We start from the raw sequence: 25,202 nt of genomic DNA on the forward strand, positions 1-25,202 counted from the left end.
CCCCCGCTCGCGAATGCGCGGTTACGCGAAAGAACCCCTGCAAAGAATCCACCGCAGAGCCAGCGTCCCACAGCCAGAGCCATTGAGCCGCAAAGCTTCTACAAGCTCAAGGTTCGTCAGCGCGCTGCCACCTCATGCGAATCGCCGTACCGTGCCCATCCGCCACCGGGCTGCGCACGCTCACGACGGCGCCTTGTTGGTCCGCGATCTCTTTCACGATGGCCAAACCCAAACCGCTGCCAGAGACACCCGAGGGTGCGGCGCGGTAAAAACGCTCGAACACATGGGCTTGGTGCTCGGGCGCAATGCCCGGGCCGTCGTCCACCACCTCGACCCAGCCGGGCCCTACCCGCACCGTGATGTGCGTGCCCACGGGACTGTGGTGCATGGCGTTGTCGATCAAGTTGCTCAGCGCTTCGTGCAGCAACAAAGCCACGCACTGCACCTCGCTGCGCTCGATGAGTAGCTCGAGGCCCAAATCGTCACCCGCTTGGTGCGCGCGCAGCAAATGCTCCTGCGTCACCCGCCGTGCCAAGTCCACCAGGTCCACGCGCTCGGGGCTGTGCATTTCGCGGGCATGCTCGACCCGCGTCATGGCCAGCAACTGCTCGGTCAAACGCACCGCATCGTCCGTGGTTTGCCGGGCCGCCGCCATCAACGCCTGGGCATTTTCGGGCTCGGCGTTGCGCTGGGCCAGGGCCAATTGGGTTTTGAGCGCGGTCAGCGGCGTGCGCAACTGGTGCGCGGCGTTGTCCAAAAAGCGTTTGCGGATCTCGATCAAGCGGCCCAAGCGCTCCAGGTAGCCGTTCAAAGTCTCGATCAAGGGGCGCAATTCACGCGGCAAATCGGGCGGCTGGATGGGCGAAAAATCGTCGTCGCTTTTTTGGGCCAATTGCTGGCGAAAAGCCTCCAGCGGGCGGATGCCGCGCTGCACCCCCCACAGCACCAACAAGGCCGCCGCCAGCAGCAGCAGGCCTTGGCTGCCCAGCGTGTCCCACAAAATGTGTTCAATCAGTTGCTGGCGCGCCTCCATGGTCTCGGCCACGGTGATCTTGACCAAAGGGTCAGCGGGGCCCGCCGCGGTCAGTCTGGTCGCGCCTTCCACCACATGCGTGAGCTGCGCCAAACGCACCGCTTGGCCCAGGTATTGGCCGTCGTCAAACTGCACCAGCGCAAAAAACTTCACCGCAGAGTGGTCGCGCGCGGGGACCTCAGGCAAAGCCGCCACACCCGCCAGCCACTGGCCTGCGGGCGTGGTGATTTTGTAAAACAAACGCGAGCCCGTGTGGTTCTCGAACAAATAACCAGCGGCCTGCGTCACATCGAGTTGAAGGCCTGCATCCTGCCATTGCAGTCCTTCGGCCAGCGTGCGGGCGGCCAAATACAAAGACCGGTCGTAAGCCTCATTGGCCGCCTGTACCGCGTTGCCGTAAGCCACCCAGGCGTTGAGACCGATCAGCGCAGCCAATGGCCACAAAATCCAGCTGAGCAAACGCCTGCGCAAGGACGTGGCCGAAGCCGCCCAGACCTGTGGGGCCTGGCTCATGGCGATGCCGCCTCTGGCGGCTTCACAGGTTGGGTCAGCATGTACCCCATGCCCCTGAAGGTCGTGATCGCCACATCGAGCGCTGCGCCGGGCGCCAGCGCAGACGGTTCGAGCTTTTTGCGCAAGCGGTAAATCAGCACCTCGACCGCGTCCAAGCCGGCGGCCTCGTCCGCGAACACCTCGGCGTGCAACTGCTCTTTGCTCACGGTGCGTTGGGGCGAGGACAGCAACACGCGCAGCGCCGCCGCCTCCCGCTGGGTCAGCGCCAAGGGCTGCCCGCGCAGTTGCACCTCTTGGGTGTCGGTGCGCATCTCCAAGGGCCCCCATCGCAGGGATGCCGTTTTGGCGCGCCCGCGCCGCCTCAACAACACCTGCAGGCGCGCTTCGAGTTCACTCAAATCGAAAGGCTTGGGCAAATAATCGTCCGCCCCCATGTTCAGGCCCAGCACCCGGTCAGGCACACTGGCGCGCGCCGTCAAGATCAGCACTGGCACCGTGTCTCCTCGCTCGCGCAAGGCCTGCAAAACGCTCAGGCCGTCGGGTCCGGGCAAGTGCAGATCGAGCAGCACCGCATCGAAACCGTGCCCCGACTGCAAGCAGCGCTCAGCGGCATGCCCGTCTGCGGCGAACGCCACCTGCATGCCCCCCAGGCGCAAAGCCGTCCCCAGCCACAAGGCGATATCGGGGGTGTCTTCCACCAACAAAATTCGGGGGGTCATGGGTCGTTTGAGGGTAAATACCGAACGGAATTGACAGCTGATTGACAGGTTGGCGGCCAGCCACGCCGCAAAATCCGCGCATCTGCAAGCCGCACGCGCCCTGCAGAGCTGTTTTCATTTTCACACAGGAGACCCGCATGACCCTTTCCAAACGCGACTTTCTGGCCCTCGGCGCTGCCGCTGGCGCATCCATGGCCCTGCCCGCTTGGGCGCAAGCCAAACCCCTGATTGCCAGCCTCAACATGTTTGTGCCCGCAGCGCCTGGTGGCGGTTGGGACGGCACGGCCCGCGCCATCGAGCGCGCAGCCAAAGCCGCGGGCCTGGTCGGCAACATGCAGTTTGAAAACGTCGGCGGCGCCGGTGGCATGGTGGGTCTGCCCCGTTATGTGAACCAGCGCAAAGGCCAAGGCAACAGCCTGATGGTTGGCGGCTCCGTCATGATCGGTGCCGGCATTGCCAACAAGAGCCCTGTGACCATCAAGGACGTGACCCCGATTGCCCGCCTGACCGAAGAGGCGGGCGTGATCGTGGTGCCAGCCAACGGCAAAATCAAGACGTGGAAAGAACTCGAAGCCGCCATCAAGGCCAACCCCAAAGCGGTGTCGGTGGCTGGCGGCAGTGCAGGCGGCACCGACCACCTGATTTTGGGCATGTTGATCAAAGCCTTGGGCAAGAACCCGCGCGAAGCCGCTTATGTGGCTTTTGCAGGCGGCGGCCCCGCCAACGCGGCCATTTTGGGTGGCCAGGTCACGGCCGGCATTTCAGGCTATTCCGAATTCGAAGAACAAATCAAAGCCGGCCGCATGATCCCGCTGGCCGTGTCGGGCAAGCGCCGCATCCCCGGCGTGAGCGTGCCCACCCTGACGGAATTGGGCATCAACGTGACCGAGTCCAACTGGCGCGGCGTGTTTGCGCCCCCCGGCATCTCGGCGGCGCAACGCGAGGCCATGATCGACTTTGTCACCAAGCTCACCGCCTCGGCACCCTGGAAGCAAGAACTGGAAACACGCAAGTGGACCGACGCCTTCATGACCGAACGCCCCTTTGAGCGCGACCTGGCCAAGGACATCGCCGAGAAAGAAGTCCTGATGAAAGAGCTGGGCCTGGCATGACGCCTTGTCGTGTCGCCCTTTTGCTGCTCGCCCTTTGCGGGGTGGCTGCATGGCAGGTCACGGTCATTCCTGAATCTTTGATGCAGATGACCGTCGGCCCTGTGCTCGCCCCGGGCGTGATCGTGGCCGCACTCAGCCTGTTGGCCGTGCTCTACGGCATCAGCGCGTGGCGCGGTCGCCAAACCGATGAAAGCCAGGCCCCTGAGCAGTCCCCCCTGCCCGGCGCCCCTGTGCGCATGCTCAGCTTGCTGGGCGGCGGCGTGGCCTTCATCGTGCTGGTGATTCCCTTGGGTTTTGTCATTCCTGGCACCTTGTGCGGCATGGGCGTGGCCCGCTCCTTTGACGCGCCACTGGGCGTCAAATCGGCGCTGATCTGCTGCGCCATTGCCAGCACCTTCTGGTTTGTGTTTGCCCAATTGCTGGGCGTGGGTTTGGGCCCAGCACTGCCCTGGTTGATTTGAATCGGATACCCCATGGAAGCTTTTGACGCCCTGATGGGTGGCTTTGCCATCGCCTTGCAACCCACCACCTTGATGTGGGGCTTCGTGGGCTGCTTTGTCGGCACGCTGGTCGGTGTGTTGCCCGGCATTGGACCTGCGCTGACCATCGCCTTGCTGCTCCCCCTGACCTACCACGTGCCGGCCACCAGCATGTTCGTCATGTTTGCCGGCATTTACTACGGCGCAGCTTACGGGGGCTCCACCACCTCCATCTTGCTCAACACCCCGGGGGAATCTGCGGCTGTGGTCACAGCCCTGGAAGGCAACAAAATGGCCCGCCGGGGCCGCGCGGGCCAAGCCCTGGCCACTGCCGCCATCGGCAGCTTTGTGGCCGGCACCATTGGCACCTTGGCACTGACCTTTGTGGCCCCCTGGGTGGTGGAAGCGGCGCTGGCCTTTGGCCCGGCCGAGTACTTCAGCCTGATGGTCTTGTCGGTGGTGGCCGTCTCGGCCGTGCTGGGCAACTCCATGCTGCGCGGCTTGGTCGCGCTGGGCTTGGGCCTGCTGCTCGGCATGGTGGGTGTGGACCTGCAAACCGGCCAACCCCGGTTCACTTTTGGCCGCCCCGAATTGCTCGACGGCATCGAAGTGACGGTGGCCGCTGTGGGCCTGTTTGCGGTGGGCGAAGCGCTGTACCTGGCTTGGCAAGGCCGCGAGTCCAAAGGGGGCGAGGTCATGACATTGACGGGCAGCCTGTGGATGAGCAAACAAGACTGGGCACGATCGTGGAAGGCTTGGTTCCGCGGTGCTTTCTTTGGCTTCCCGATCGGTGCCATGCCCGCCGGTGGGGCCGAGTTGCCCACCCTCTTGTCTTACTACACCGAGAAAAAGCTCTCCAAACACCCCGAAGAATTTGGCCATGGCGCCATCGAAGGCGTGGCCGGACCCGAAGCGGCCAACAACGCCGCTGCGGCGGGCGTGCTCATGCCCCTGCTCACGCTGGGCATCCCCACCTCGGCCACGGCGGCCATCATGCTGTCGGCCTTTGAAGGCTATGGCATCCAAACCGGACCCCAATTGTTCAGCCAGCAAAGCGGCTTGGTGTGGACACTGATCGCCAGCCTCTACATTGGCAACGTGATCTTGCTGGTGCTCAACCTGCCCCTGGTCAGTCTGTGGGTCAAGCTGCTCAAGATCCCCCCGCCCTGGCTGTACGCCGGCATCATCGTCATCTCGACAGCGGGTGTGTACGGGGCAGGCAACTCGGTGTTCAACGTGGGTTTGTTGTTTGTCTTCGGTTTGCTGGGTTACACCATGCGCCGCTTCGACTTCCCGGCTGCACCCCTCATCGTTGGCTTGATCCTGGCCCCATTGGGCGAGCAGTCCATGCGCCAGGCCCTGACCATCAGCCAAGGCGAATGGTCCACCTTCTTCACGCGGCCCCTGTCCGGCAGCTTGATGGCTGTGGCACTCCTGCTGTTGGTCGTTCCCAGCCTTTGGCGACAGTTGGGGCGGGCTTCCAAACCCTGATGCGCATCAGGGCCAGCGAACAAGTCCGGTGGAAAGAAGCCGTCATCCAAGGGCACATCAAACCCGGTTGAGCGGCTCCCTCGCTGGCCTGCTCGATCGGCGACTTTGAATCATGGCCACGTTCATTTCGCCGTCGAGTGAGGACGCATAAAAACGCTCAATCATCTGAACCGATGTTCTGGCATTGCGCGCCAAGGTGAGCATGTCGATGCCTTGACCGTAAAGCAGCCTGAACATGATGGAGGTGTGCCTCAAACAGTAAAGCGTTTTAGGGCGGTCTCTTTCATCGGTGGAGGCCAAACCGGCCTCGCGCATGACCCATTTGAACCAAAACCCAAGCACTGCCAAGGCATAGTTGCGGTCCTTTTCCGCAGGCAAAAAAAGATAGTCCTCGGGGCCGGCCAAGCCCTGCGCTTTTTGATGCCGGAGCAGTGACTCGTACACCTGCACGGCCGCCTGCATGGTGACCATCGGCTTGTCGTGTTTTTTGGTTTCAGGCAAGTTCATGCGCAAATACACGTTTTGACCCCGCACCACCGTCACGTGCTTGTGCTTGAGTTGCCTCAAATCACCGGGCCTGACAAAGCTGTTAGCCATGAAACGGATCACCCAAAACATATCGGGCGCCAACAACCGGTTGCGAGGGGCCACCCAAAATCGCGCCCTTTGACCTTCGGTTGACTTGATCTCGGGAGACGCCACATGGGCGCGTGAAAGCTTCAGCGCTGTTCTGGCCAATTTGCTGTAGTCGTGCAACGACAACATGGACCGTGGTTGGGTGACCACTTTGATTTTGGGAAACTCGGGCACCTCTTTCAAAAGCCCTTGACGCGTGGCCAATTTGAGCAATTTTCGAACCAGCACAAAATATTGCGAGATGGTGGTGGAGCTCAGTGCGTGCTTTGTCAGACGGGACACGAAGCCATCCAAATCGACGTGGGTCACTTGGCTGGGCGGGATGTATCTGAAAAAGGGCAGCACATGGGCGTCAAGCCTGTTCTTTTGAATCCCCACAGATGAAGCGCTCAATTCTTGGCGAGAAACGCGCTCCCACTCGATGTCCAACAGTGTTTCAGAAAGCGCCGTGAAGTTGTTCTTTTTCTCAAATGTCTGCGGCTGCGAGACCCGCTCGACCGTTTGAGCAGGCCTGGGCTTGACCACATGGGTCTCGGCGTCTGGCAAACCGACCGAAACCTTGCCCAGCGTTTCAAGCCCTTGAACAGACGCCTGACCCAGTTGCTTGCAAAGGGCGGTCCAAGCCTGTGGTTTCAGAACATAAAAAGCGGGCTTGTTGTCATGCAAGACCAGGAGTGAAGAGTCACCACACGCATCGACAATGCTTTGGGGGCTGGACAGAAATTCGTCAAGGCCAATCAAACTTCCAGTATTTATATAAATTGAGCTCATATAAAGCTAGTGTTAGACAGAATGGTAATTAAATCTGTTCGGGAAAGCACCCAGAGCAACTTTACACTGTAGCTGCTCTGGCTACATTGGCAGCCGCAACTGGCTCTTTCGCTCAGTCCAGCGTGACTTTGTACGGTGTGGCTGACTTGGGCTACAACACTGTCAAGCTGTCTGACGGCACTGACACAGTTAAACAATCTGGCCTGAACAGCATTGCATCTGGCAGCCGCTTTGGCTTCAAGGGCACCGAAGACCTGGGCGGTGGCTTGAAGGCGAACTTCCTGATGGAATACAGCGTGCAGCCTGATGAGGCAACAACCTCAATGGCCAACCGCCAGTCTTACGTAGGCTTGGAGGGCGATTTTGGCTCCGTGAACTTGGGTCGCCAGTACACACTGCACCACGGTGTGCAAGGTGGCGCTGACTTGATCGGAAACGTGACAGCAGCAGGCTGGATCGGTGGCATGGACAGCCGTGTCCGTCAATCCAACGCCATTACTTACAAGACGCCCACCTTCAATGGTTTCAGCGCATCTGCTCAAGTCGGCTTCGGCGAATCAGTCCAGTTGAACGGTTCTGCTAAAGAGAACGAGCAAACTTCATTGGGCTTGAACTATGCAAATGGCCCATTGGCTTTGGCATATGCTTACGAAAAAGTGAAGAACACAAGCGTTTTGGCGCGTGACTTGGCTGGTACAGCGTTTGACGTTGCTGCAATAGCAGGCGCTGACTCTTGGAAAGCCAATGCGTTGTCTGCTTCTTATGACTTCGGCGTTGCAAAAGTTGCATATTTGAACAACAGCACCAAAGCTGATGACACAACTTTCAATGCTAAATTTGCAGCAAACAACTTTGCTGTCAGCGTACCATTTGGCTCTTTCACTGCCTTGGCTACCGTTGGTAACGGCAAGATCAAAGTTGACGGCGTTGACGACACAAAACTGAGCGCATACCAGCTGGGTTTGACATACGCTTTGAGCAAGCGTACGACAGCTTACTCTTACATCGGTGAAACGAAATTTAAAGACGTGTCCGTTACACCTAACGAAACAATCAAGTACAGCACAACCGCTGTTGGCGTTCGCCACACTTTCTAATTCCCCGCTGGCGCAAGCCAGTTGAGAGTTAAAAGCTTAAAAACCCGCCGTGGCAACACGGTGGGTTTTTTTACGCCTGCACGCTGGCATGGTTGTCCGGGATCTGGACAGTATTGTTGGCTTGGCTTGGCTTGGCTCTGGTTTAAAGCCTGTGTGAATAGACCGATGCCATGTGAGGACACCACGCCCTAGATGAGCAGTGGGCGGGTAGCCCATCTTGGTCATGCGCCCACAAAAGGCAAGCGCCGGCGCTCAAGGCATACCGACGGTGTGCTGATGCACGGGCTACGTGACGCGGCCTCAGACCACCGCGTGGCAAGCGATCTTGATGCCTTGGAAGTCGCGCAGCGGCGGGCGTTCGGCGCGGCAGATGTCGGTGGCTTGCGGGCAGCGCGGGTGGAAGGTGCATCCACTTGGCGGGTTGAGCGGGTTGGGCACTTCGCCTTGCACAGGCGTGCGGGCGCGGCCGGTGTCGTGCATCTTCGGAATCGCGTCAAGCAGCATCTTGGTGTAGGGGTGCTGCGGATTCGCGAACAGCGTGTGCTTGTCGGCCAGCTCGACCAGTCGGCCCAAATACATCACGCCCACTTGGTCGCTCACATGGCGCACCACGGCGAGGTTGTGGCTGATGAACAAATACGTCAGGCCCCGCTCGCGCTGCAGGTCTTTCATGATGTTGAGCACCTGCGCTTGCACGCTCACATCGAGCGCCGAGGTCGGCTCGTCACAGACCAGAAATTCGGGTGCTGTGGCCAAAGCACGCGCGATCGAAATGCGCTGGCGTTGTCCGCCCGAAAACTGGTGCGGGTACTTGACCATGTCCAGCGGCGACAAGCCCACCGACTTGAGCAGCTCGGCCACGCGGGCTTTGAGCTCTTCGGCGTCGCTGATCAAGCCGTGTTCCTTGAGCGGCTCGCCAATGATGTTGTCCACCGTCCAGCGGGGGTTCAGGCTGGCGTACGGGTCTTGGAAAATCATCTGGATGCGTTGGCGCATGGCCTTGGCATCGCCCGATTTGAAGGCGGCATGCGCGTCTTGGCCGTCAAAGGTCAAGCCGCCGCGTGTGGGCTCGTACAGGCCCACCAGCAAGCGGGCCACGGTGCTTTTGCCGCAACCTGACTCGCCCACCAAGGCCAGGGTTTTGCCGCGCTCGATCTCAAAGCTCACGCCGTCCACGGCGTTGAGCATCTGGCGGGGTTTTCGCTCGATCACGCGGTTGAGCCAGGGGGAGGAGACGTCAAAGGTCTTGGCCAGGTCGTGCGCCACGACCAAAGGCTGGGTCTTGTGCTCGCTCATGCCTGGCCCCCGTTGTGCAGCCAGCAAGCGGCTTGGTTGACGCCCGCTTGCACCAGCTCGGGCCGCTCTTGGCGGCAGCGTTCAAAGACTTTGGGGCAGCGCGGATTGAACGCGCAGCCTTGCGGGATGGCGTTCAGGCGCGGCATGGCGCCGTCAATTTGGTTCAGGCGTTCGCGGTCACTGTCCATGTCGGGGATCGAGGCCATCAGACCTGCGGTGTAAGGGTGGGCCGGGTGGTTGATGACCTGGTGCACGGGGCCGATTTCGGCCACGCGCCCGGCATACAGCACCGCCACGCGGTCACAGGTCTCGGCGATCACACCCATGTCGTGCGTGATCAGCATGACCGCCGCGCCCCGGTCTTTGCAGACCTTTTTGAGCAAGCTGATGATTTGCGCCTGGATGGAGACATCGAGCGCGGTGGTGGGTTCGTCGGCCACAATGAGCTGCGGCTCGGCGGCCAAGGCCAGCGCGATCACCACGCGTTGGCGCATGCCACCCGAGAACTGGTGCGGGTAATGGTCGATGCGCTCTTCGGCCGCCGAAATGCCCGTGTCTTTGAGCAGTTGGATGGCCCGTTGACGCGCCTCTTGGGGCGACACCGGCAAGTGGGCCAAAATGGTTTCTGTCAGCTGCCGCCCGATGGAGTACAGCGGGTTGAGCGAGGTCAGCGGGTCTTGGAAAATCGCGCCAATCTTGCGGCCCCGGATGTGGCGCATCTGGTCATTGTTCAGGTGGTCGATGCGTTGGCCTTCGAGCAAGATTTGTCCGCTGGCCACACGGCCCGGTGGCTCCAGCAGGCCAATGATGGCGGCGCCCGTGAGTGACTTGCCCGCACCCGACTCGCCCACCACCCCCAGAATTTCACCGGGGGCAATGTCGAAAGAAATGTCGTCCAGCGCACGCAGCGTGCCGTGGCGGCTGGGGAATTCCACCACCAAATTCTTGACTTGTAAAAGACTCATCGCAATCTCGGATTCAGCGCGTCGCGCAACCAGTCACCCAACAAGTTGACCGACAAAGCGATCAGCACCAGCATCAGCCCCGGAAAAATCGTGATCCACCATTCGCCCGAGAACAAATAGTCGTTGCCCACACGGATCAGCGTGCCCAGCGAAGGCGAGGTGGGCGGAGCGCCCACACCCAAGAACGACAAGGTGGCCTCGGTGATGATGGCCGTGGCCACCTGGATGGTGGCGAGCACCATCACAGGGCCCATCACGTTGGGCAGCACATGCTTGAACATGATGCGCAAAGGCGCCACACCCGTCACACGCGCGGCCTGCACGTACTCCTTGTTGCGCTCAACCAGTGTGGTGCCGCGCACGGTGCGGGCGTATTGCACCCAACCGGTGAGCGAGATCGAGATGATCAGCACACCAAAGGCCAGGGATTCGTTGGCGTTGGGAAACAAAGCACGCCCCACGCCAGCGATCAACAAAGCCACGAGGATGGCGGGAAAAGACAGCATCACATCGCACAAACGCATCAACAAAGCATCCAGCCAACCGCCTTTGAAGCCGGCCAGCAAGCCCAGGCCCACGCCCACCGCCACCGACAAAATGACCGAGGCGATGCCCACCACCAAAGAAATGCGCGAGCCGTAGATCAGGGCCGACAGGATGTCGCGCCCCTGATCGTCGGTGCCGAGCAGGAACTTGGTGGTGCCGCCCTCCATCCACGATGGGGGCAAGCGGGCGTCGCTCAGCTCCAGCGTGGCCAGGTCAAACGGGTTGGTCGGCGAGACCCAGCCGGCAAAGACCGAACAAAAAAGACAAACGAAGGCGATGGCCGCCGCCACCATCGCCGTGGGCGATTGGCGGAAGCTGTAACCGACGTCGCTGTTCAGCCAGCGTTGCAATGCGTTCATGGATTACTTCACCGTGATGAATTTCCAAGCCATGCCGTTGTCCGGAAACTGCACCAACTCGATGTTTTTCTTGGCCGCCCAGTTCAGCGCTTGCTGGTGCAAAGGCAGGTGACCCACATCGTCTTGGTGGATCTTCATGGCTTCGCGGATCATCTCGTTGCGCTTTTTCTGATCGGTTTCAGACGCCACTTTGTCGGTCAACTCGTCGACCTTGGGGTTGCTGTAGGCGCCCAAGTTGAACTGGCCGCGCCCACCGTCACCGGGGGTCGACAAAATGGGGTACATCACGTTGTGGGCGTCCACCGTGCTGGCGGTCCAGCCCAGCATGTAAAAGCTGGTGTTGCGGCTCAAGATTTTGGGGAAGTAAGTGCCCTTGGTCTCGGCTTCGAGGTTGATCTTGACACCCACTTTGGCCAGGTTGGCGGCCACGGCCTGGCAGATTTCTGCGTCGTTGACATAACGGTCATTCGGGCAGTTCATCTTGACTTCAAAACCGTTGGGGTAACCTGCTTCGGCCAGCAGCTTCTTGGCGGCTTCCACGTCATACGGCAAGCGCTTGGCCAAGTCAGGCGCAAAACCGTTGACCTGTGGTGGCATCATCAAAGCCAGCGGGGTGGCGGCACCGCGCATGACACGCGTGCGGATGGTTTCGATGTCGATGGCCTGGTAGAACGCCTTGCGAACACGCAGGTCTTTGAAGGGGTTCTTGCCCTTCACGTTGGAGAACAGCAGCTCGTCGCGTTTTTGGTCCATACCCAAGAAAATGGCACGCAACTCTGGGCCTTGCAGCACTTTGAGCTTGTCGTTGGCTTTGAGGCGGTCCACGTCTTGCACGGGCACGGGCTCCATCACATCGAGTTCACCCGACATCATGGCCGCCACGCGGGTGGCGTCGTTGCCGATCACGTTGTAAATGACTTCGTCCACGTTGCCGGTGACCTTGCCCCAGTAATTGCCGTTGCGGGCAAATCGGGTTTGCACATTGGGCTGGCGCTCTTTCACAACGAAAGGACCTGTGCCGTTGGCGCGGAAAGACGCTGCGTTTTCAATGCCCTTGCGGCGGTCCACGGGTTTGGTGGCCTGGTTCTCTTCGCACCACTTCTTGCTCATGATGGCCCAGTGCGTGATCAACTCGGGCACGATGGGGAATGGGGCGTTGGTGATGATGTCGATGGTGTGGTCGTTGATCTTCTTGATCTCTTTGAATTGACCCACATAGCTCTTCATGTCGGAGCCATCGCCTTTGGCGCGCTCATAGCTGAAGATCACGTCGTCTGCGGTGAAGGGCGTGCCGTCATGGAACTTGACCCCTTTGCGCAACTCAAAACGCCACACGGTGGGGGCGGTCTGCTTCCAGCTGGTGGCGAGCAAGGGGGTGAGTTTGTAATTGGCGTCGCGCGACACCAAGGTTTCATAGACGTTTTCAACGACGGAAATCTGCAAAGACTCGTTGAGCGAATGGGGGTCCATGGACAAGGCATCGCCTTGGTTGCCGATGCGCAAAGTCACGGCGGAAGCCGACACCGCCGTCAAGGCCAGCGCGGCGGCCAGGGTGACCACGAGAGGGTTGAGTTTGAAAGCCATGGGTATCTCCTTGTTGAATGAACTCACTGAAACCAAATCATCGTCCGGCCTTCAGGGGCAAGGCTTGCTCCACCAAACTGGCGTGCAAGGCCGCGCCCAAAGGCAAGATGTCGTCGTTGAAGTCGTACCGGCTGTTGTGCAGCGGGTGCGGACCGGGGCCGTGCGGCAGGCCTTGACCGATGCGGATGTAGGCACCGGGTTTGGCCTGCAGCATGAAAGAAAAATCTTCACCGCCCATGCTGGGCAGCATGTTGCGCCAGACCTTGTCTTCGCCCACCAAGCTGGCGGCCACGTCACAGGCAAACTGGGCTTCGGGCACCGTGTTCACGGTGGCGGGGTAAACGCGTTCGTAGGTCAACTCCGCCGAGGCGCCAAAGCCCTGGGCGATGCCTGCGCACAAAGACCGCAAGCGGTCTTCGATCAGGTCTTGCACGCTTTCGCTGTACGTGCGCACCGTGCCCACCAAAGTGACTTCACCCGGGATCACGCTCATGGCCCCGGGGTGACCGCCTTGCATCGAGCAAATGCTGAGCACCGCTTGGTCAAAGGCCGACAGGTTGCGCGAGACCACGCTTTGTGCGGCGGTGATGATGTGCCCTGCCACCAGCACCGGGTCCACGCCTTGGTGCGGGCGTGCACCGTGGCCGCCTTTGCCGCGAATCAAGATTTCAATCCGGTCCACCGCCGCCTGCATGGGGCCGGGCGTGATGCCAATCACACCCAAGGGGGTTTCGGGCGAGTTGTGCTGGGCATAGACCTGTTCGCACGGAAAACGCTCAAACAGGCCGTCTTGCATCATGGCGCGGGCGCCCGCGTAGCCTTCTTCGCCGGGCTGAAAAATCAACACCGCGGTGCCGTCAAAGCGCCGTGTTTCGGCCAGATAGCGGGCCGCGCCCATGAGCATGGCGGTGTGGCCGTCGTGGCCACAGCCGTGCATCAGGCCCGGCGTGCCCGACTTCCAAGGGCAATCGTTGAATTCGGTCAAGGGCAGCGCATCCATGTCGGCCCGCAAACCGACCATGCGGCCCGGATCGGCGGGCGAGCGGCCTTGTCCGTGGACCAAGGCCACGACACCGGTTTTGCCGATGCCCGTGTGGACGCTGTCGACGCCGCAAAGCTGCAGCATTTCAGCCACGCGGCGTGCGGTGTACACCTCTTCAAAGCCCAACTCGGGGTGGGCATGCAGGTCGCGCCGAAAGGCTGTCAGCTCGGGGTGGAACTGTGCAATGCGCGCAAACGCAGCACCCCGCCCCAAAACAGATTGCAGTGAAGCGCCCATGTTCAGTGCCCCCCCGGTTTGCCCACGCGCAAGCGTGGATCGACCACAAAGTAAAGCAAGTCGACCACCAAATTGATGGCCACAAAAATCAGCGCGATCAGGCACAAATAAGCGGCCATGACGGGAATGTCGGCAAAGGTGACCGCCTGAATGAACAGCAAGCCCATGCCGGGCCACTGGAACACGGTCTCGGTGATGATGGCAAACGCGATCAAACCGCCCAATTGCAAGCCGGTGATGGTCAAGACCGGCACCAAGGTGTTTTTGAGCGCATGGCCAAAATGGATGGCCCGGTTGGACAAGCCGCGCGCGCGGGCGAACTTGATGTAGTCGGTGCGCAGCACCTCCAGCATTTCGGCCCGCACCAGACGCATGATGAGCGTGAGCTGAAAAATCGCCAGCGTGACCGCGGGCAGCACGATGTGGTGCCAGCCCTTGGCCGTCATCAAGCCGCTCGACCACCAACCCATTTGCACCACCTCGCCCCGGCCAAAGCTGGGGAACCAGCCCAAAATGACAGCGAACACCAAGATCAACAAGATGCCGATCAGGAAGGTGGGCAGGGACACGCCCAGCAAAGACACCGTCATGATCAGTTGGCTGGTCCAGGTGCCCCGGCGCAGCGCCGCGTACACCCCCATGGGAATGCCAATGAGCAAGGCCAAGGAAGCCGCGACCAAGGCCAACTCGAGGGTTGCCGGCAAACGCTCGGCGATCAAGCGGGACACTTTGGCGCCCTGGCGCAGGCTCAGACCGAACTCGCCTTGCACCGCATTGGACAGAAAATGCCAGAACTGCACAAAGAAGGGCTGGTCCAGCCCCAGGCCTTGGCGCAACTCTTTGATCTGGTCGGGGGTGGCGTCTTGTCCCAGCAAGAACACGACCGGATCCCCCACATATTGAAACAGCAAAAATGCGATGAAAGCGACCGTGACCATGACGATCACGGCCTGGATCAGCCGCTGCAAAATGAAAGCGAGCATCAGTTGACCTTGATCAGGGCCCAATCGAGGCGGTTGTCAGGGCGGTGCACCACCTCCACGTTTTTCTTCATGGCCCAAGGGATCACCTGGTTGTGCAGCGGGATGTGCGCCACGGTGTCGTTTTGCAGTTGCAGCCCTTCGGTCAGCAAGCGGTTGCGCACGGGCAGATCGGTTTCGGTTTTCACACGGTCCACGATGTAGTCCATGCGGGTGTTGCTGTAACGGCCCACGTTGTAGTTGCCGTCACCGCCTGAGCCCACCGAACGGGTGAGCGACTGCAGGCTGTACAAGGCGTCAAAGGTCGGCACGCCCCAACCCAGCATGTAAATGCTGGCTTCGTAGCGCTGGATCATTGGGAAATAAGTGACCAAGGGCAGCGTGCGCAGCTTGGCTTTCACGCCCACTTTGGCCCACATGGCGGTGATGGCCTGGCAAATTTCCTCGTCGTTGATGTAACGGTTATTGGGGCAGGCAAAGTCCACCTCAAAACCATTGGGGTAGCCGGCCTCGGCCAGCAGTTTTTTGGACGCATCTTGCGAATAGGGGAAGCGGGTGTCCACGTTCTTGGTCCAACCGTTGACCTGAGGCGCGACCAAAGCGCCCGTGTTTTGGGACAGGCCGCGCATGGTCACGCGGTGGATGGTGTCGATGTCGATGGCCTGGTACAAGGCCTTGCGCACTTTCACGTCTTTGAGCGGGTTTTTGCCCTTCACACTCGAGCCTGGCAACTCGTCCCGGTGCTGGTCCATGCCCAAGAAAATGGTGCGGTTTTCAATGCCGTCGACCACTTTCAAGTTGGCATTGCTGCGCATGCGGCCCAGGTCTTGCGGGCTGGGGTCGAGCACAAAATCAAGCTCACCCGACAACAAGGCGGCTGCGCGGGTGGCTTCGTTTTTGATGGGGGTGTAAATGATTTCGGTCACATTGGTGGGCACCTCAGACCAGCCCCACCAGTTGGGGTTTTTCACCAACACCAATTTCTGGTCAGGTTGCCACTCTTTGACCATGTAAGGGCCGCTGCCCATGGCGTTGCGGTGGGCAAAGTTTTCTTCTTTGGCCTTGGCGTCCTTGGGCTCGACCGATTTGTTCTTCTCGGCCCAGGCCTTGCTCATGATGCGCAGTTCGGTCAATTGGTTCATCAGCACCGGGTTGGGGCCGCTCAAGACGATGTCCACCGTGTTGGCATCCACCTTCACCACTTTGCTGAAACCCTGGGTGTAGACGTTGAAGTTGGAGGTTTTGGCGCGTGCGCGCTCCAAAGAGAACACCACATCGTCGGCCGTCAGGGCTGAACCGTCGCTGAACTTGACGCCTTTGCGCAAATTGAAGCGGTATTGCGTGGCCGACATTTCTTTCCAGGAGGTGGCCAGCTTGGACTCGATCTTGAAGGTCTTGCTGTTGTAGTAGACCAGCGAGTCAAAAATGGCCGCATGCACACCGTTGCCCAGTGCGTTGTTTTGCGAATGGATGTCGAGCGTGGGAATGTCGCTGGCGCTGGACCATTTGAACGGTTTGGCTTGCACGGCGGCGGCGCCCATCAGGCCTGCCAAACCCAATGACAGCACCAACGTGGTGGTGCGAACGGACAAATTTTTTGCGCTTTTCATGAAAGTCACCTCGATCATGGAATGGGATGGACTGAGTTGCACACTATGCAACATTCAGGCCCACCTCAGGGAGAGGGAATTCCCCCAAATGGCCTGTCGCGCACAGGACTGGTGCACGCGGCACGGGGGGCCACCACCCAGACAGCACTCAGTCGAGTCGGATGTCGCCGTACCAAGCCCGGACATGGCCACGGGTGTTGTCCGAGTCGGTCATGATGGCCACCCCCACCAAAGCCCCGGGCGCTTCGCCAAAGGCCTTTTCAAAGTCGGCGCGCACATCCCGGTTGTGCTGCCGCCATTGCCGGATGTGCGCGGGGCCAGAGTCCACCACCCATTTGCGCACACGGTCGGTGCGCGGGTTGACGATGACCGTGTCCACCGGTCGGCGGTTGCACCAGACGTACATCAAGGTGGCATAGGGCAAGGGCTCGCCCGTGAGGGCCTCGGTCAGGTCGCTGAGCATGGCGTTCTTGGCTGAAAACCGGCTGCGGTCGCCTTCAAAAGCCAAGATCACCCGCACCGGGGAATCTTCGCTGTCGCGTTCGCCCATGTCCGCCCCGGCCAGCAAGTTGTCAATCTGCCACGCAAATTGCAGCCGGCCCAGTTGGTCGGCAGGCACCTGGAGCCGCTGGCGCAGCATGCTGGCCGAGGCCTCGGCCTGCGCGCTCAGGGCCTCGCGCTGTTGGCGCTTTTCCAGCTTGAAGGCGGTGCGCAATTTGCCAGGCAAGGTCACCGCCTCCCACTGGGCCTTGTCCTGGGCGCTGAAATGCAGGCCGCCCGGCCGCTGCGTCAGAACGGGGCTGGCCACACGCTGGGCCGGCTCACCCTGCGTGGCACACCCCGACAGGAAGGCCAAACCCAGCGCGCCAAGGCCAAGCCGAATCCACAAGCCAGAGAAAACCATGAGGGACCTTTCGTGCCGTTTGAAAGACAATGCCACACGCATCTTCTCCGATTTTTGATTCACTGACCCCTTTTCCCCTTTTCCCCATTTCCCTATCTCCCCATTTTGGAACCCTTGCCATGTTCAACCGTCGCCACCTGCTCCAGTCCATCGCCCTGATTGGCCTGCCCTCTGCCTGGGCGCAAGCCCCCTCGGTTTTTCCCAGCAAACCGCTGCGCATTGTGGTGCCCTTTGGCGCGGGCGGCGTGGCCGATCTGACCGCACGTGCCGTGGCCCAGAAACTGTCCGAGAACTTGGGGCAAGCGGTGGTGATTGACAACCGCCCCGGCGCGGGCGGCATTGTCGCGGGCGAGCTGGTGGCCAAAGCCGCACCCGACGGCCACACGCTGCTGTTGATGTCCAATGGCACAGCGGTCAGTGCCGGTTTGTTCAAGTCACTGCCCTTCAACCCCCGCACAGACTTTGCGCCCGTTTCGCTGCTGGGCTTGTTTGACATCGCCGTCGTGGTGCCCGAGTCCTCGCCCTTTAAAACACTGGCCGAGCTGGTCAGTTTTGGCCGCGCCAACCCGGGCAAGCTGAACATCGGCACCATCAACATTGGCAGCACACAGCATTTGGCGGCCGAGTTGTTCAGGACACAAGCCAACCTGATCAGCCAAATCATTCCTTACAACGGCACCCCGGCGGTCATCAACGCCTTGCGCGGTGGCCAAGTCGATGTGGTGGTGGAAATTCTGGGCCCGCTCAAACCCCAAATCGCGGCCAAAGCGGTGCGTCTGCTGGGCGTCATGGGCGCATCCCGCCCCAAAGACCAGCCGCAAGTGCCGGTGGTGCAAGAACTGCCCGGACTGAGCAGCTTCAACGTTTCGTCTTGGAACGCCTTGGCGGCCCCCGGCAAAACGCCCAAAGCCGTGGTGGACCGCTTGAGCGCCGAAGTGGCCAAGGTCTTGTCAGACCCCGACATGGTGCAGCGCTTGGCGGGCTTCAACGTCCAAGCCAAGGCGAGTACACCCGCCCAATTGGCGCAATTGCTGGACACCGACATCAAGCGCTGGAGCGAAGTGATTCAGAAAGCGGGCATCCCTCAGCAATGACCCTCTGAACAACAGCTTGAGGGCTTAAACGACTGCGGAAACCGTCGTTTTTTTGAATGTTAAAAAACCAATGTATCGACCACAGGATCGTCGAACTGAGGCAAAGCCCCGCCCTGGGGTTTCGCCACAGGAATCTGTGCACCTGCCCGTGCGAACAAGGGCAAATGGTGCAAAGGCGCGTCCACCTCGTGCTCAGCCCCTGCGGCCAAAGGTGCGCGGGTGTAGAAGTCAAACCACTGCTCGCCTGCCGGCAGCTGGGGCAAATACACCCGCCGCCGCTGGGCGCCTTGCTGGGTGACGGGCGCCACCAGCAAGTCGTCTCCCAGCATGAAATCGTCGCAGTCTTCGAAGCAGCGGGCGTCGTCCGGATAGTTGAAAAACGTCGGCCGGATGATGGGCACGTGCTGGCGGCTGGCCCTCTCGAAGCATTGCCACAAGTAGGGCATCAACTGGTAGCGCAAGCGAATGGCCTGGGTCACCGCCTCGGTGACTTGCGGGTGCATCCAAGGCAAGTTGCTGACATTGCCCTCTTTCCATGAATTCATCACCATGCGCGGGTTCAAGCAGCAGGCCTGCACCCAACGCAGGAACAGCTCGGCATCGGGCACAGGCCCATAGAAGCCGCCGACGTCATGCCCGATGTTGAACATGCCCGACAGGCTCATTTGCAAGCCGGTGCGGATGTTCCACTTCAAACTGGCCCAGCTGGTGGTGTTGTCACCCGACCAGGTTTGGGCATAGCGCTGCAAGCCCGGTGGGCCTGCGCGGGTGATGGTGAAGACCACATCGTCTTGCCCGGTCTCTCGGGCGTGGGCTTGCTGCGACTCAAAGGTGGCACGCGTCATCAACAAGCCGTGCAAGGGGCGACTGCGGTGCATGGGCAGGGTCTGCCCCAGGCCCGCACTGAAAGCGTCTTCGGCTTGGATGGCGTATTCGTTGTTGTCGTTCCAGCCCACATCGATACCGCGATGCAAAATTTGTGCTTTGAGCTGCGACTGCCACCAGCGAATGGCTTGCTCACGGGTGAAATCCAAATGGGAACCCTGTCCATCCCAATACGGCTCCACCACGGGCTCGCGCGTGTCCTCGTGCTCGATGAACGCCCCTTGCTGGGCCAATTCGGCGTAGGCCGGGTGGTCGTCAAGCAAGCAGGGCTTGAGGTTGGCGACCAGTTTCATCCCCGCGGCATGAAATTTGGCATTGACCCGCTCAGGGTCTGGGAATTTGTCAGCGTTCCAAGTGAACACATAGCGCTGCTTGCCCCGGTTCGAATAGCCCGAGCCGTAATGAAAAGCCGATATCGGCACGCCATGCTGCTGGCATTCGTCAATGAACGATTCCAGCAAGACCTGGGCATTGGGGGAGTCGGCCAAGCCCATGGCGGTTTGAGCAAAGCCCAAAGTCCAGCGCGGCGGCAGCAAAGTGCCCCCCACCAGTTGCACAAATTGGGCGACCACCTGTGCAGGCGTCTCGCCCACCATGAGGTAGTAGTCCAGGTCACCGTCGTCGATTTCCGTGGTGCGAAACAGCCCGTGGTAGTTGTCGTGCTCGCAACCCAAATCGAAGGTGCAAGCGGACAAGGTGTCGTAATAAATCCCGACCCACAAACCGTCGACCGTGCGGGTCATCAGAAATGGCCAATGCTTGTACAGGGGATCGCCATGCCGGGGATCGTAGCCAATGGAGTCCTGCCCCAGACAACGCAAACGGCGGCCATGCAAGTTCAGCGGCCCGGTCTTGTCGCCCAAGCCAAAGTAGTGCTCGCGCGGATCGCGCACCACACAGTGGCGCACCAGCCCGGTGCGCTTCTCACTCAAGTAAGCACTGGTCACACGGTCGGACTGAAAGACTTTGCCACTGCGCGGCTGCGACCACGCCAGGCGCACAGGAGAACCGTGGCCGCCCGTCCACTGCACCGCCAACTGAGGGGTCTGCAGACCTTGGCCATTCGCCGTTGGCTCCAATGGGGGCCGCTCAAAGCCTGCCAAGCTGCTGCGGTCGCGCCCTTGCCAAGGCACATCCTCACCGGCCACAGGCGCAATGGCCCAAGTTCTCGGCTCTTTGAAACCAGCCTCGGGCTGCCAGCACACGCGTGCCATGGTGTCGGATAAAAAGACCAAGCTCAGCTGGCCACCGGATTGCAGTGGCGCCACCGCATCGGCTGCATGTGAACTTGGCTGGGCTTGCCAAGCGGACGTGGAGACGGGTTTCATGCGGCCGTCCTGTCGATGCGCTGGTCCTGTGCATCAAACACATGCACATGGTGTTCGGCCACCGACATGTGAATGACTTGCCCTGCAGACAACAGCTGCTCCCCGTCGACCAGCAATTCCACGCGGGTTTGGTCTGCCAGCTCGGCATGGACCAGGCGTTGGGCGCCCATGTATTCGGCATGAAGAACCGTCATGGGCAGGCCCTGCCCGGGCGCGCAGGATTGCCAGTGTTCAGGTCGCACGCCCACCTGCTGGGCCTGTGGCGGCACCCAAGCCGACAAAGCCGGGCAAGCGCGCACCAGGGCCGCGGCCATGAAATTCATGCGCGGACTGCCGATGAAGCCGGCCACAAAAGTGTTGCAAGGTTTTTCATACAAGGACACCGGCGTTCCCACCTGCTCCACCAAACCGGCACGCAACACCACAATCTTGTCGGCCATGGTCATGGCCTCCACCTGATCGTGCGTCACATACACCATGGTGGCACCCAAGCGCTGATGCAGCTCGCGCAACTCACTGCGCATGGAGACACGCAGTTCGGCATCCAGATTGGACAAGGGTTCGTCAAACAAGAAGATTTTCGGGTCGCGCACAATGGCTCGGCCAATGGCCACCCGCTGGCGTTGCCCGCCGGACAGCTGTGTCGGGCGCCGCTGCAGCAAGGCATCGAGCCGCAGCAAAGTGGCTGCCTCCTGCACCTTGCGCTCAATCTGCGCACGCGGCACCTTGGCGTTTTCCAGGCCGAACGCCATGTTGTCGTACACCGTCATGTGCGGGTACAGCGCATAGGACTGAAACACCATGGCACAACCCCGCTCGGCCGCGCCCACGTCGTTGACGCGCTCACCGTCGATCAGCAAATCACCCTCGGTGGGCGCATCCAGACCGGCGATCATGCGCAGCAGGGTGGATTTGCCACAGCCGGAGGGGCCCACAAACACCACAAACTCGCCATGGGCCACCTGCAAATCCACACCGTGGATCACCGGGGTTTGGTCAAACTTTTTATGAAGGGCACGCAGTTCAAGAGTGGACACGATCAATGACCTGACAAAAATATAAAAACAAACCGTTCACTTCACCCCGGCACCCGCGATGCCGGTGGTGATGTAACGCTGAAGAAATGCAAACACCAAGGTGACGGGCAACAAGGTGATGACCGTCATGGCCAGCAGGTAGTGCCACTGGGTGTTGAGCTCGCCTTGGAAAGAGTTGAGGGCCAGCTGCAAAGTGAAGAACTCGTTCTTCGACAACACAATCAAGGGCAACAAGAAATCGTTCCAGCGCCACATGACCGAGAAAATGGCCAACACCGCCAAAGCGGGCGCAGACAAGGGCAACACAATGCGCCAATAAATGCGCCACTCGCTGGCATGGTCCATGCGGGCCGCTTCGATCAGCTCGTCCGGAATGGTCAGCATGTATTGCCGCAGCAAAAACACCCCGGTGGGCGTGGCCACGGCCGGCAAAATCACCCCCCACAAACTGTTGAGCAAGCCCACCTGGTTGATCACCAGAAACACCGGCACCAAGATGATGGTGGGCGGAATCATCAGCGTGGCAATGATGAGGAAGAACACCCCTTTTTGCCCGCGAAACCGGTATTTGGACAAGGCAAACGCAGCCATGGAGTTGAAGAGCAAAGTCAGCACCGTGGCCACCACCGTGATGAACACACTGTTCCAAAGGTAGGTGCCAAAGGTGAACTTGCCAAACAATTCGGTGTAGTTGCTCCAGGCAAACTTCAAGGTATTGACCGGTTCACGCTGACGGATATTGATCTGCACACGCTCCTCAGGCGATGCGGGATCGACCATGTTGGCCATGATGCCGATGCGCCCCACCTGCGCCATTTCGCGTTTGCGACCATCGTCCAGGGTCACCGTGAACAGGGGCAAAGGTTTGTCATGCCCGGCCACCACCACGGTTTTTTGTGCGTAGGGCATGAACGTCGGTGGGAATTGCCCAATTGCCGCCTCGGTCTTGAAAGACGACATGACCAGCCACACCACAGGTGCAAACATGGTGAACAAGCCCACCACCAAGTAGGCATAGCTGAGCACATCGGTCCAGTCCAGCCGCTGGCGGCCGCGGGTGCGCAAGAAAAAATTCATCCAAGCCATTTCAGCGCCCTTTCTGGCCAGCTTCGCTGGCTCGGGTCAGACTCAACTGCGCCAAAGTCAACACAATCAAGAAAAAAGCGAGCGCCAGGGAGGCGGCGGCGGCCAAACCGTACAAATGGATTTGCTCTGCGAACCCGGTCTGGTAGATGAACTGGACAATGAAGGTGGTGGCCGAACCCGGCCCCCCACCGGTCAAGACAAACACCTCATCGAACACCTGCACCGCGCGGATGGCGGCCAGCACCAGCACCACGATCAGGTTGGGCATCAGCAAGGGCAGTGTGATGCGGCTCAAGGTGCGCCAGGGACTGGCGCGGTCCATCTCGGCGGCCTCGTACAAATCTTTCGGAATCGCCTGCAGACCAGCCAGCAAAATCAAGGTGTAAAAACCCATGTGCGCCCAGATGGACACAAAAACGGTCCAGAAAAAAGCCCAGCCCGACTCGGTCAGCCACTGCACAGGCGGCATCTCGAGCGCCACCAAACCCGCGTTGAACGCGCCTTGGCTTTGCAGCAACCACTTCCAGATCAAGGCCACCACCACGGGTGACAACAAGACCGGGTAGAAAAACACCCCGCGCCAAAACCCACGCCCCAAGATCTTGCGGTTGAGCACGAGCGCTGTCACCAGCGCCAGCAACACCATCAAGCCCACCTGAATGACGCTGAACTTCAGGGTGTTGAAAATGGCCCGCCAAAAAACATCCTTGCGGCAAGTGGACAAGTCCAGGTAGCTGCCGCACTCAAACAAGATTTGGAAGTTCTCGGCCCCGGTGAAGGGCCGACTCAAAGGCATCAAGTTCACGCCACCGGTCACGGCATAAACCAGGTTGATCAGAATCGGCAAGAAACAAAACAGACCAAACACCATCAAATTGGGGGCAACGAACATCCACCCCAAGCGTTGCAGGCCCAGGCGCTGCTGTCCGAATCGGAAAACAGGCTCCAGCAGATTGAAAAAGAAGGCGAGAAATCTCATGAACAACCCTCACCCCGCTCTCAAACTGGGGCGATCTGCACAACCATAAAAAAAGCGGTGTGGGCATTGGAATGCCCACACCTGCGTTGACCAAGCGCGGCCCTGGATTACTTTTGGGCTTGCTTGACCGCGTCTTGCATGTCCGCGGTGATCTTGTTGACTGCCTCGTCCGTGCTCATCTCACCCACAATGGCTTGCGTCACGCGGCTGACCGTGGGGAGCATGATGGCGCGGTTGAACTTGTAGCCTTGGAATTGGTAGGCCACAGGTGCGAGCTGCGCCACACCGGCGCTGAACACGCCCAAAGCCGCTTTGGCTGCAGGCTTGGCGCTGGCGTAGTCCACGCCTTTTTTGGCCAATCCAGCGTGTGCTGGAATGTTGTTGGTGCGGGCGCTGAACTCGGCATAAGCGGCTTCAGAAGCCATGAAGTCCATGAAGGCACCCACTTCCTTGGGCGATTTGCTGGTTTTCAATGCCACCCAAGCCGCACCACCGGGGATGCCTGAACAAGCGGCAGGGCCGCAAGGGTTGGGCACCGCGACCCAGTCAAAATTGGTGCCCACTTTGTTTTGCAGGTTGCCAATTTGCCAGCTGCCGGCCAACACCATGGCCACATTGCCGTTGATGAATTCGTCGATCGAAGAGGCGTACGTTGAGCCGCCCGAGCCGGCCCACACTTCGCGCATCATGCCGCCGTCTTTGTGCCATCCCACAAATTTATTGACTGCGTTTTTATAGCCCGCATCGATGACCGGGTTGCCCTGCGCATCAAAGATTTTGGCGCCGTAGCTGATGGCTGGGCCTGCAAAACGGTGGCCAGAACGGTCCCACGCGGCAGCGGCTTTGATTTGTGTGGCCTTGGCCACCTTGCGGCTGGCCTCCATCCAGTCGTCCCAAGTGGCTTTGGCGCCTGGCATCGGCACTTTGGCTTGCTCAAACAGGGTTTTGTTCACAAACGGGCCGGTCATGGTCAGTTGCGACATGAAACCGTAAATGCCTTTGTCGGTGGCGCTGGGGCGCAGCCAGCCAGCGGTTGCACCAAAGTTGTCGTCCCAGTATTTGCGGTTTTTCAGGTGTGCAGAAATGTCCATGTAGTACTTGGACAAACCACCCAGATCGGTCACCCGGGCAATGTCCGGTCCTTGCCCTGCCGCCAACTGAACCGGCAGCTGCTCCACGATGGACTTGTAGGGCACCGTGTCAACGATGACTTTGGTGCCGGGGTTCTGGGCTTCAAAGCGTTTGGCCAGATCGGCGGTGACCTCGCACTCCACGCCGTCTTGGTAGCACATGACGCGAATTTCTCCGGCGTGGGCCATACCCGCCAAGGCGGACAAACCAGCGGCCAAAGCCAGGGGGCGGATGAATACAGATTTCATGGTGGACTCCTCGTTTAGTGGTGAAATGAATATAGTTGAA

21 protein-coding genes are annotated in these 25,202 nt (G+C 60.2%); 5 read left to right on the forward strand and 16 right to left on the reverse strand.

Features of this window, described 5'->3' with window-relative positions; translation table 11 throughout:
- Nucleotides 1–106 precede the first annotated feature (106 nt).
- Both B9Z31_RS09755 and B9Z31_RS09760 read right to left on the reverse strand, forming a co-directional pair.
- Nucleotides 107–1,546 (reverse strand): sensor histidine kinase, encoded by a 1,440-nt coding sequence (locus tag B9Z31_RS09755; protein WP_100119369.1) that lies wholly within the window; start codon nucleotides 1,544–1,546, stop codon nucleotides 107–109.
- Nucleotides 1,543–2,265, reverse strand: coding sequence for a response regulator transcription factor (locus tag B9Z31_RS09760; protein WP_100119370.1), 723 nt, complete (start codon nucleotides 2,263–2,265; stop codon nucleotides 1,543–1,545). Before B9Z31_RS09760 ends, B9Z31_RS09755 begins: the two co-directional genes overlap by 4 nt.
- 137 nt (nucleotides 2,266–2,402) lie before the next feature.
- Here B9Z31_RS09760 and B9Z31_RS09765 point away from each other — a divergent pair, with 137 nt between their 5' ends.
- The 3 genes from B9Z31_RS09765 to B9Z31_RS09775 are packed head-to-tail and all read left to right on the forward strand — an operon-like array spanning nucleotide 2,403 to nucleotide 5,347.
- Complete coding sequence (locus tag B9Z31_RS09765) at nucleotides 2,403–3,377, forward strand: tripartite tricarboxylate transporter substrate binding protein (RefSeq protein ID WP_100119371.1); 975 nt, start codon at nucleotides 2,403–2,405, stop codon at nucleotides 3,375–3,377.
- Entirely contained in the window at nucleotides 3,374–3,838 is a 465-nt protein-coding gene (locus tag B9Z31_RS09770; protein ID WP_100119372.1) for a tripartite tricarboxylate transporter TctB family protein, read from the forward strand. The genes B9Z31_RS09765 and B9Z31_RS09770 overlap by 4 nt, the downstream gene beginning before the upstream one ends.
- Before the next feature lie 12 nt (nucleotides 3,839–3,850).
- Nucleotides 3,851–5,347 carry a tripartite tricarboxylate transporter permease gene (locus B9Z31_RS09775; protein WP_100119373.1) on the forward strand — a complete coding sequence of 499 codons (1,497 nt, stop codon included), beginning with the start codon at nucleotides 3,851–3,853 and terminating at the stop codon, nucleotides 5,345–5,347.
- A 57-nt stretch (nucleotides 5,348–5,404) separates the two neighbouring features.
- On the opposite strand, the gene B9Z31_RS09780 is transcribed toward B9Z31_RS09775, so the two are convergent.
- Nucleotides 5,405–6,754 carry a hypothetical protein gene (locus B9Z31_RS09780; RefSeq protein ID WP_233200880.1) on the reverse strand — a complete coding sequence of 450 codons (1,350 nt, stop codon included), beginning with the start codon at nucleotides 6,752–6,754 and terminating at the stop codon, nucleotides 5,405–5,407.
- A 77-nt stretch (nucleotides 6,755–6,831) separates the two neighbouring features.
- On the opposite strand from B9Z31_RS09780, the gene B9Z31_RS09785 reads away from it, so the two are divergent.
- Nucleotides 6,832–7,851, forward strand: a complete 1,020-nt coding sequence (locus B9Z31_RS09785) for a porin (protein ID WP_255408654.1) — start codon at nucleotides 6,832–6,834, stop codon at nucleotides 7,849–7,851.
- Nucleotides 7,852–8,151: 300 nt separating this feature from the next.
- On the opposite strand, the gene B9Z31_RS09790 is transcribed toward B9Z31_RS09785, so the two are convergent.
- From B9Z31_RS09790 to B9Z31_RS09825, 8 genes are all read right to left on the reverse strand, one after another.
- The gene (locus B9Z31_RS09790) at nucleotides 8,152–9,147 is read right to left on the reverse strand and encodes an ABC transporter ATP-binding protein (RefSeq protein WP_100119375.1); all 996 of its coding nucleotides are present in this window, start codon (nucleotides 9,145–9,147) and stop codon (nucleotides 8,152–8,154) included.
- Complete coding sequence (locus B9Z31_RS09795) at nucleotides 9,144–10,112, reverse strand: ABC transporter ATP-binding protein (protein ID WP_100119376.1); 969 nt, start codon at nucleotides 10,110–10,112, stop codon at nucleotides 9,144–9,146. The genes B9Z31_RS09790 and B9Z31_RS09795 overlap by 4 nt, the downstream gene beginning before the upstream one ends.
- Nucleotides 10,109–11,017, reverse strand: coding sequence for an ABC transporter permease (locus B9Z31_RS09800; protein ID WP_100119377.1), 909 nt, complete (start codon nucleotides 11,015–11,017; stop codon nucleotides 10,109–10,111). Before B9Z31_RS09800 ends, B9Z31_RS09795 begins: the two co-directional genes overlap by 4 nt.
- A gap of 3 nt (nucleotides 11,018–11,020) precedes the next feature.
- Nucleotides 11,021–12,601, reverse strand: a complete 1,581-nt coding sequence (locus B9Z31_RS09805; protein WP_100119378.1) for an ABC transporter substrate-binding protein — start codon at nucleotides 12,599–12,601, stop codon at nucleotides 11,021–11,023.
- A 37-nt stretch (nucleotides 12,602–12,638) separates the two neighbouring features.
- Nucleotides 12,639–13,880, reverse strand: coding sequence for a M20 aminoacylase family protein (locus B9Z31_RS09810; RefSeq protein WP_100119379.1), 1,242 nt, complete (start codon nucleotides 13,878–13,880; stop codon nucleotides 12,639–12,641).
- Nucleotides 13,881–13,882: 2 nt separating this feature from the next.
- Nucleotides 13,883–14,863 (reverse strand): ABC transporter permease, encoded by a 981-nt coding sequence (locus B9Z31_RS09815; RefSeq protein ID WP_100119380.1) that lies wholly within the window; start codon nucleotides 14,861–14,863, stop codon nucleotides 13,883–13,885.
- Nucleotides 14,863–16,470 (reverse strand): ABC transporter substrate-binding protein, encoded by a 1,608-nt coding sequence (locus tag B9Z31_RS09820; protein WP_100119484.1) that lies wholly within the window; start codon nucleotides 16,468–16,470, stop codon nucleotides 14,863–14,865. The genes B9Z31_RS09815 and B9Z31_RS09820 overlap by 1 nt, the downstream gene beginning before the upstream one ends.
- Before the next feature lie 148 nt (nucleotides 16,471–16,618).
- Complete coding sequence (locus tag B9Z31_RS09825; RefSeq protein ID WP_100119381.1) at nucleotides 16,619–17,374, reverse strand: DUF3047 domain-containing protein; 756 nt, start codon at nucleotides 17,372–17,374, stop codon at nucleotides 16,619–16,621.
- A gap of 119 nt (nucleotides 17,375–17,493) precedes the next feature.
- Here B9Z31_RS09825 and B9Z31_RS09830 point away from each other — a divergent pair, with 119 nt between their 5' ends.
- The gene (locus B9Z31_RS09830; RefSeq protein ID WP_100119382.1) at nucleotides 17,494–18,468 is read left to right on the forward strand and encodes a tripartite tricarboxylate transporter substrate binding protein; all 975 of its coding nucleotides are present in this window, start codon (nucleotides 17,494–17,496) and stop codon (nucleotides 18,466–18,468) included.
- Nucleotides 18,469–18,527: 59 nt separating this feature from the next.
- Here the strand turns inward: B9Z31_RS09830 and B9Z31_RS09835 are convergent, their stop codons facing one another.
- The 5 genes from B9Z31_RS09835 to B9Z31_RS09855 all read right to left on the reverse strand — a co-directional run bounded on the left by B9Z31_RS09835 (nucleotide 18,528) and on the right by B9Z31_RS09855 (nucleotide 25,162).
- A complete protein-coding gene (locus B9Z31_RS09835) occupies nucleotides 18,528–20,681 on the reverse strand; it encodes a TIM-barrel domain-containing protein (protein ID WP_100119383.1) in 2,154 nt (717 codons plus the stop codon).
- On the reverse strand, nucleotides 20,678–21,718 hold the full coding sequence (locus tag B9Z31_RS09840) for an ABC transporter ATP-binding protein (protein ID WP_199174474.1): 1,041 nt from the start codon (nucleotides 21,716–21,718) through the stop codon (nucleotides 20,678–20,680). The genes B9Z31_RS09835 and B9Z31_RS09840 overlap by 4 nt, the downstream gene beginning before the upstream one ends.
- A gap of 36 nt (nucleotides 21,719–21,754) precedes the next feature.
- Complete coding sequence (locus B9Z31_RS09845; protein WP_233200884.1) at nucleotides 21,755–22,795, reverse strand: carbohydrate ABC transporter permease; 1,041 nt, start codon at nucleotides 22,793–22,795, stop codon at nucleotides 21,755–21,757.
- A 10-nt stretch (nucleotides 22,796–22,805) separates the two neighbouring features.
- Nucleotides 22,806–23,783, reverse strand: a complete 978-nt coding sequence (locus B9Z31_RS09850) for a carbohydrate ABC transporter permease (protein ID WP_100119385.1) — start codon at nucleotides 23,781–23,783, stop codon at nucleotides 22,806–22,808.
- Between the two features lie 107 nt (nucleotides 23,784–23,890).
- Nucleotides 23,891–25,162 (reverse strand): ABC transporter substrate-binding protein, encoded by a 1,272-nt coding sequence (locus tag B9Z31_RS09855; protein WP_100119386.1) that lies wholly within the window; start codon nucleotides 25,160–25,162, stop codon nucleotides 23,891–23,893.
- Nucleotides 25,163–25,202 lie beyond the last annotated feature (40 nt).

It is taken from the genome of Limnohabitans sp. G3-2, assembly GCF_002778275.1.
Taxonomy (GTDB): Bacteria; Pseudomonadota; Gammaproteobacteria; order Burkholderiales; family Burkholderiaceae_C; genus Limnohabitans_A.